This window comes from Streptomyces muensis, assembly GCF_021474425.1.
Taxonomy (GTDB): domain Bacteria; phylum Actinomycetota; class Actinomycetes; order Streptomycetales; family Streptomycetaceae; genus Streptomyces; species Streptomyces muensis.
Window position 1 is genome coordinate 1 of sequence record NZ_JAKEIP010000367.1, and the last position, 6,322, is coordinate 6,322.

General features: G+C 70.8%; 4 protein-coding genes. 2 read left to right on the forward strand and 2 right to left on the reverse strand.

Annotated elements, in window-relative coordinates:
- Nucleotides 1–444: 444 nt before the first annotated feature.
- Nucleotides 445–2,544: a HelD family protein gene (locus L0P92_RS40865; RefSeq protein WP_234768203.1), complete on the reverse strand. Its 2,100-nt coding sequence runs from the start codon at nt 2,542–2,544 to the stop codon at nt 445–447.
- A 299-nt stretch (nt 2,545–2,843) separates the two neighbouring features.
- Here L0P92_RS40865 and L0P92_RS40870 point away from each other — a divergent pair, with 299 nt between their 5' ends.
- Nucleotides 2,844–3,023 carry a hypothetical protein gene (locus tag L0P92_RS40870; protein ID WP_234768204.1) on the forward strand — a complete coding sequence of 60 codons (180 nt, stop codon included), beginning with the start codon at nt 2,844–2,846 and terminating at the stop codon, nt 3,021–3,023.
- 51 nt (nt 3,024–3,074) lie between these two features.
- Here the strand turns inward: L0P92_RS40870 and L0P92_RS40875 are convergent, their stop codons facing one another.
- The gene (locus L0P92_RS40875) at nt 3,075–4,718 is read right to left on the reverse strand and encodes a DNA repair helicase XPB (RefSeq protein ID WP_234768205.1); all 1,644 of its coding nucleotides are present in this window, start codon (nt 4,716–4,718) and stop codon (nt 3,075–3,077) included.
- Between the two features lie 149 nt (nt 4,719–4,867).
- Here L0P92_RS40875 and istB point away from each other — a divergent pair, with 149 nt between their 5' ends.
- A complete protein-coding gene (gene istB / locus L0P92_RS40880; RefSeq protein WP_234768206.1) occupies nt 4,868–6,097 on the forward strand; it encodes an IS21-like element helper ATPase IstB in 1,230 nt (409 codons plus the stop codon).
- Nucleotides 6,098–6,322 lie beyond the last annotated feature (225 nt).

Consider the following 6,322-nt stretch of genomic DNA (forward strand, 5'->3'; position numbering starts at 1 on the left):
CGGCCACCGCGACGCAAGCACCGGTCTCGTGGGCTCGGTGATGTGAATCCGAGACCGGCGGGGGGTGGGTCGTGCTGCCCGGCGCTGACGGGGCGCCGCCTGCAGCCGACCGGGGGTGGGTCGCGCTGCCCGGCGCTTACGGGGTGCCGCCTGCGCCCACCCGTGCCGCCCCAGCGGCACGACTGCCCGCAGCTGGGCGACCCAGCGGCGCGACTGCCCGCAGCTGAGCGACCCAGCGGCGCGACTCCGCCGCCTGCACCCCCCCCAGGGGCGCGGGGAACTGCGCGATCAGCCCCATCCGGCCGGCAGCCCGCCACGAGACCTTGCCACCCCGCCCCTGTCGCCCGACAGCTTGGATCTACGCCGCCCGCCGGGACCCCCTAAGGGGCGCGGGGAACTGCGCGCCCAGCCGCATCCGGCCCGCAGCCGGCCACGAGACCCCCGTCACCCCAACTGCGGCGGCAAGCCCCCCGCATGCACCACGATCAACCCCGACACCGCCCGAGTCAGCGCGACATACAACCGCCGCAACCCCGTCCGCTCGTCCGGCTCCCCGTCCACCACCGCCCGAGGCTCGTCCAGGACGACGTAGTCGTACTCCAGACCCTTGGCGAGAGACGCGGGGACCAGGGTCAGACGGGTCTGCCGCGTCGTCTCCTCGCCGGGCCCGAGGCAGGCGATCCCCGCCGAGGCCAACGCCTCCGCCAGCACGCCAACCCGCGCGTCCGCGGCGATCAACCCCACCGACCCCTCGTTGCGCAGCAACTCCTCGCAGGCGGCGACCACTTCATCGGCCGAGGGCGAAGCAGAAGGACGGACCTCGAAGAAGCCCGGGTTCTCGCGGATCGACGCCACCGGCGTCAGACCGGGCGCGATGGAAGGCAGCAGACGGGAGGCGTACGTGATGACGTCCGTCGGGACGCGGAAGCCGGCCGTCAGTTCCTCGATCACGCCCTCCGACTTGCCGAGGTGAGCCAGCGCCTCGTCCCAACTGCGCGTCGCCCAGGGGGTCGTGCCCTGCGCCAGGTCGCCGAGCACCGTCGCCGAACCGGTCGTGCAGCGCCGGCCCACCGCCCGGTACTGCATCGGCGAGAGATCCTGCGCCTCGTCCAGGACCACATGCCCCAGCGACGGCGTACGCGCCACGATGTCGTTCGTCTCGTCGATCAGCACCGCGTCCGCCACCGACCACCTGGCCGACTTCACACTCCGCGCCGGCTTCGCCCAGAGGATCGTCTTCTGTTCGTCCTCGCTCAGCAACCCCTCCGCGTGAACGGCGAGGAAGTCGGGGTCCGAGAGCAGCCGCAGCACGAGTTTCGCCGGGTCGACGGGCGGCCAGACCGCCTTCACCGCGGCCTTCACCGCACTGTTGCGGGCCACCGCGTCCTGCACCCGGTCGTCCGGCGCCTCACCCGACCGTTCCATCTGGACCAGCACGGCATGCGCGATCCGCTGCGGAAGCGCCTCGCGGGCGGCGCCGTAACGGATGTCCCGGGCCAGCAACTCCCGTACGGTCTCCTCCAGTTCGTACGCCGGGACACGCCAGCGGCGGGATCCGCGTACGACGACCACGGCCTCCGTGGGCATGCTCACGTGCGAGTACACCGCCCGCCGCAGCACCTCCGCCATCCTCGCGTCGCCCTTGACGACCGCGGCCGCCGCCTCGTCCGTGCCGCGCACCTCGACGTGGGCGACGAGGTCGTCGACCGTGGCCTGGCGGACCGACAACTCGCCCAGCGCCGGGAGGACCTGCTCGATGTAGTGCAGGAAGGACCTGTTCGGGCCGATGACGAGCGTGCCGGTGCGGGCGAGCCGCTCGCGGTGGGCGTAGAGGAGGTACGCGACCCGGTGCAGGCCCACCGCCGTCTTCCCGGTGCCGGGGCCGCCCTGCACGCACACCGTCCCGCCGAGCCCGGACCGTACGATCTCGTCCTGCTCGGGCTGGATCGTCGCCACGATGTCCCGCATCGGGCCCACGCGCGGGCGCTCGATCTCCTGCTGGAGCAGCTTGCTGGTGCGGGCCGCCTCCGCCGGGTCGGACAGATGCTCGTCCTCGTACGCCGTCAGGTCGCCGCCCGTGTAGCCGAAACGGCGGCGCAGCGCGATGTCCATCGGGTCCTTCTTGGACGCCCGGTAGAACGGCTGGGACACCGGCGCCCGCCAGTCGATCACCATCGGGTCGCCCTCGGCGTCGTGCACATGCCGGCGCCCGATGTAGAAGCGCTCGCCCTCCGCGCCTTCCGCCCCCTGCGCGCCCGGTGCGTGCAGATAGTCGAGCCGGCCGAAGAACAGCGGGGTGTCGCTGAGGTCGGCCAGTGCCTTGATGCGCTCGTCGATCTGGTGGGCGAGGACTTCGGCGTTGACCCAGTTCGCGGTGACGTCGCTGATGTCGAGCGACTCGACGTCCTCGCGCATGGCACGCAGGGCGGCACGGGAGGAGGCGAGATGGGCGCTCTCCCGCGCGAGTGGGTCGAGTGGGTCGAGCGGGGCGAGAGCGTCGCGGGGGTCGCGGGGGTCTAGGGCGTCGTCGACGGGCCTGGACAAGGGGGTGCCTCCGGAGGGACCTACAGGTGGGTGACAGGCAGGTGATCGAGAGAGCCGACCGGTTTCCGTCCGGACGGCGGCACTCCGCGAGGGGAGGCAGGCAAGAGCGGAGATCTTAGGCGAGCGGCCATGGCGAACGCCAACGAATTTCCACCGCCGGGCCCCCCGACGTCCGTCCCCTAGGGGACGCACCCCTCCCCCTGAGGGTGTGCGGTCCGTCCGGAGGTGTACGCGGGGAGTAGGCGGCTTCGGCCCGTAGGCCGATGCCCGCTTTATGTCTGCGAACGCATCATGGAGACATGAGCGCAGCAACCATCCACCCAGCCCCTGTGGGACCCCACGGAGCGACCGCGCTCCAGGGGGACCACCGTCATCGCCTCGGTGAAGCCCTGCGTGCCGTCAAGGTGTTCGCGGGTGCGGCCTTCGACGTGATCATTCTCGGTGAGTACGGCGAGGAGGCGGGCGTCCGCCGTAAGTGACGCCCGGTCGTGACGCCCGGGTCGTGACGCCCGGTCGTGATGCCCGCTCGCCTACCCCTCCGCGAGGATCTCGTCCGCGTCCACGATCCGGTACGCGTAGCCCTGTTCCGCCAGGAAGCGCTGGCGGTGGGCGGCGAAGTCCTGGTCGATGGTGTCGCGGGCGACGACCGAGTAGAAGTGGGCCTGGTGGCCGTCGGCCTTGGGGCGCAGGACGCGGCCGAGGCGCTGGGCCTCCTCCTGGCGGGAGCCGAAGGTGCCCGAGACCTGGATGGCGACCGTGGCCTCCGGCAGGTCGATGGAGAAGTTCGCGACCTTGGAGACGACCAGGACGCTGATCTCGCCCTCCCGGAACGCGTCGAAGAGCTTCTCGCGCTGGGCGTTGGACGTCTCCCCCTTGATCACAGGGGCGTCCAGATGCTCGCCCAGTTCGTCGAGCTGGTCGATGTACTGGCCGATGACCAGGATCTGCTGGCCCTTGAAACGCCTGACGAGCGCCTCCGTCACCTTGCGCTTGGTGTCGGTCGTCGCGCAGAAGCGGTACTTCTCCTCCTGCTCGGCGGTGGCGTACGCGAGCCGCTCGGAGTCGGTGAGGTTGACGCGGACCTCGACGCAGTCGGCGGGCGCGATGTAGCCCTGCGCCTCGATCTCCTTCCACGGCGCGTCGAACCGCTTGGGGCCGATCAGGGAGAACACGTCCGACTCGCGGCCGTCCTCGCGGACCAGGGTCGCGGTCAGGCCGAGCCGGCGGCGGGCCTGGAGGTCTGCGGTGAACTTGAAGACCGGCGCGGGCAGCAGGTGCACCTCGTCGTAGAGGATCAGACCCCAGTCGCGGGAGTCGAAGAGTTCGAGATGCGGGTAGACGCCCTTCCGCTTCGTCGTCAGGACCTGGTACGTCGCGATGGTGACGGGCCGGATCTCCTTGCGCGTCCCGCTGTACTCGCCGATCTCGTCCTCCGTCAGCGACGTCCGCTTCACCAGCTCGTGCTTCCACTGCCGGGCCGAGACGGTGTTCGTGACGAGGATCAGCGTGGTCGACTTCGCCTGGGCCATCGACCCGGCGCCCACGAGGGTCTTCCCGGCGCCACAGGGCAGCACGACGACGCCGCTGCCGCCGTGCCAGAAGTTCTCCACCGCCTGCCGCTGGTACGGCCGCAGCGCCCAGCCGTCCTCGTGCAGCTCGATCGGGTGGGCCTCGCCGTCCACGTATCCGGCGAGGTCCTCGGCCGGCCAGCCCAGCTTGAGCAGCACCTGCTTGATCTGCCCGCGCTCGGAGGGGTGCACGGCGACGGTGTCCGGGTCGAGGCGGGCGCCGACGAGGGGGGCGATGCGCTTGGAGCGCAGCACCTCCTCCAGGACCGGACGGTCGGTGGTGGTGAGGACGAGGCCGTGCGCGGGGTGCTTGGAGAGGGTCAGCCGGCCGTAGCGGTCCATCGTGTCGGCGATGTCGACGAGCAGCGCGTGCGGGACCGGATACCGGCTGTACGTGACCAGCGCGTCCACGACCTGCTCGGCGTCGTGCCCGGCCGCGCGCGCGTTCCACAGGCCGAGCGGGGTGACCCGGTAGGTGTGGATGTGCTCGGGCGCACGCTCCAGTTCCGCGAACGCCGCAATCGCCCGACGGCATGCGTCCGCCTGCTCGTGATCGACTTCCAGGAGCAGGGTCTTGTCCGACTGGACGATCAGTGGTCCGTTCACGTACGTGCGTCCTTCCGCTCGGCCACTCGACCAAACGTCCAGTGTGCCTGATCGATTCCTGGTCGAATCCGGAGTCGTACAGGATGTCTTTTCATTCCTGTGAGTGGCGTGGTTTCACCTGGACGGCGGAGGCTGCGAAGAATGCGACCGTGCAGGCCATCTCTCGTGATCCGTCCCCGCCGTCCACGACCCTCGGGTACGCCCTGTTCGCCACCCGCTGGCTGCAGGCCCCCCTCTACTTCGGCCTGGTCGCCGCGCAGGGGGTGTACGTCTACAAGTTCTTCAACGAACTGTGGACCTTAGTGCTCCGCTGTGTGACGGGGCGGGCGACCGAGACGTACGTCATGCTCGCCGTGCTGAAGCTGGTCGACGTCGTGATGATCGCCAACCTGCTGATCATGGTGATCGTCGGCGGCTACGAGACGTTCGTCTCCCGCATCGGCCTCCAGGGCCACCGCGACCAGCCGGAGTGGCTCTCGCACGTGAACTCCAACGTGCTGAAGGTCAAGCTCGCCACCGCCATCGTGGGGATCTCCTCCGTCCATCTGCTCCAGATGTTCGTGGACGTCCACCACACCTCGCGGCACGCGCTGCTGTGGGGCACGGTGATCCATATGGCGTTCATCGCGTCGGCGGCGATCCTCGCGTACATGTCGGGGCCGATGGCCGCGCAGAGCGAGCGGGGGCATCAGCAGGGGCAGCACGGGGGCGCCTCCGCTCCGGCCGCCGCCCAGGAACCCGCCGCGAAGGTCTTCGTCCCGGCCCAGGCCGCCGCTTCCCGGCACGACGACGCGCCGAGCACGGAGGAACGGCTGCGCGCCGCCGGCTTCCCGAGCCGGAAGCTGCTGGAGGAGTTCGACTCCGAGCACCCGCACTCCTTCGACCGCGAGACCGTGGCCCGGCTCGGCAAGCTGGACTTCGTCGCCGCGCACCGCAATGTCGTCTTCGTGGGCCCGCCCGGCACCGGCAAGACGCACCTGGCCGTCGGGCTCGGCGTGCGGGCCTGCCAGGCCGGGCACTCGGTGCGGTTCGCTACCGCTGAGGAGTGGGCGGCCCGGCTGGCGGGCGCGCGGGATGCCGGGCGCCTTGCCGAGGAGCTCTCCGCGCTGGACGAGCACGCCGTGCTGATCGTCGACGAGGTCGGGTACACCCCGTTCGACGCGGGCACCGCCGGGCTCTTCTTCCAGCTGATCGCCCACCGCTACGAGCGGTCCTCCCTCGTCGTCACCACCGACCGCCCGTTGGGCCGCTGGGACGAGATCTTCGGTGGTCCCTCGGCTCTGGCGATGGTGGACCGGCTGGCTCACCACGCCGAGCTCGTGCGGATCGACGGGGAGAGTTATCGGATGCGACGTGTTGGGGGCGCGTGGGCGGATTGAGGGTGGTGCGGGTTCGTCGTCGGCTGCGGGGTCGGATGTGGCTGGTCGCGCAGTTCCCCGCGCCCCTGGGGGGTTGCAGCCGGCCGTGTAGTTACTTCAGCGTTGGCAGGCTGACGTTGTTGACCAACGGGCCCTCTACCGTGAGGCCCTCGGTGATCAGGGACTCCGGGCCGGCCGCGGGGAGCGGCAAGGGGAGGGCTGAGGGGTTCGCGGTGGCCTCGGGGG

Bases quoted from the DNA above. Each gene is read 5' to 3' on its own strand.
- L0P92_RS40870 (WP_234768204.1), top strand. From the start codon at position 2,844: ATGAGCGCAGCAACCATCCACCCAGCCCCTGTGGGACCCCACGGAGCG.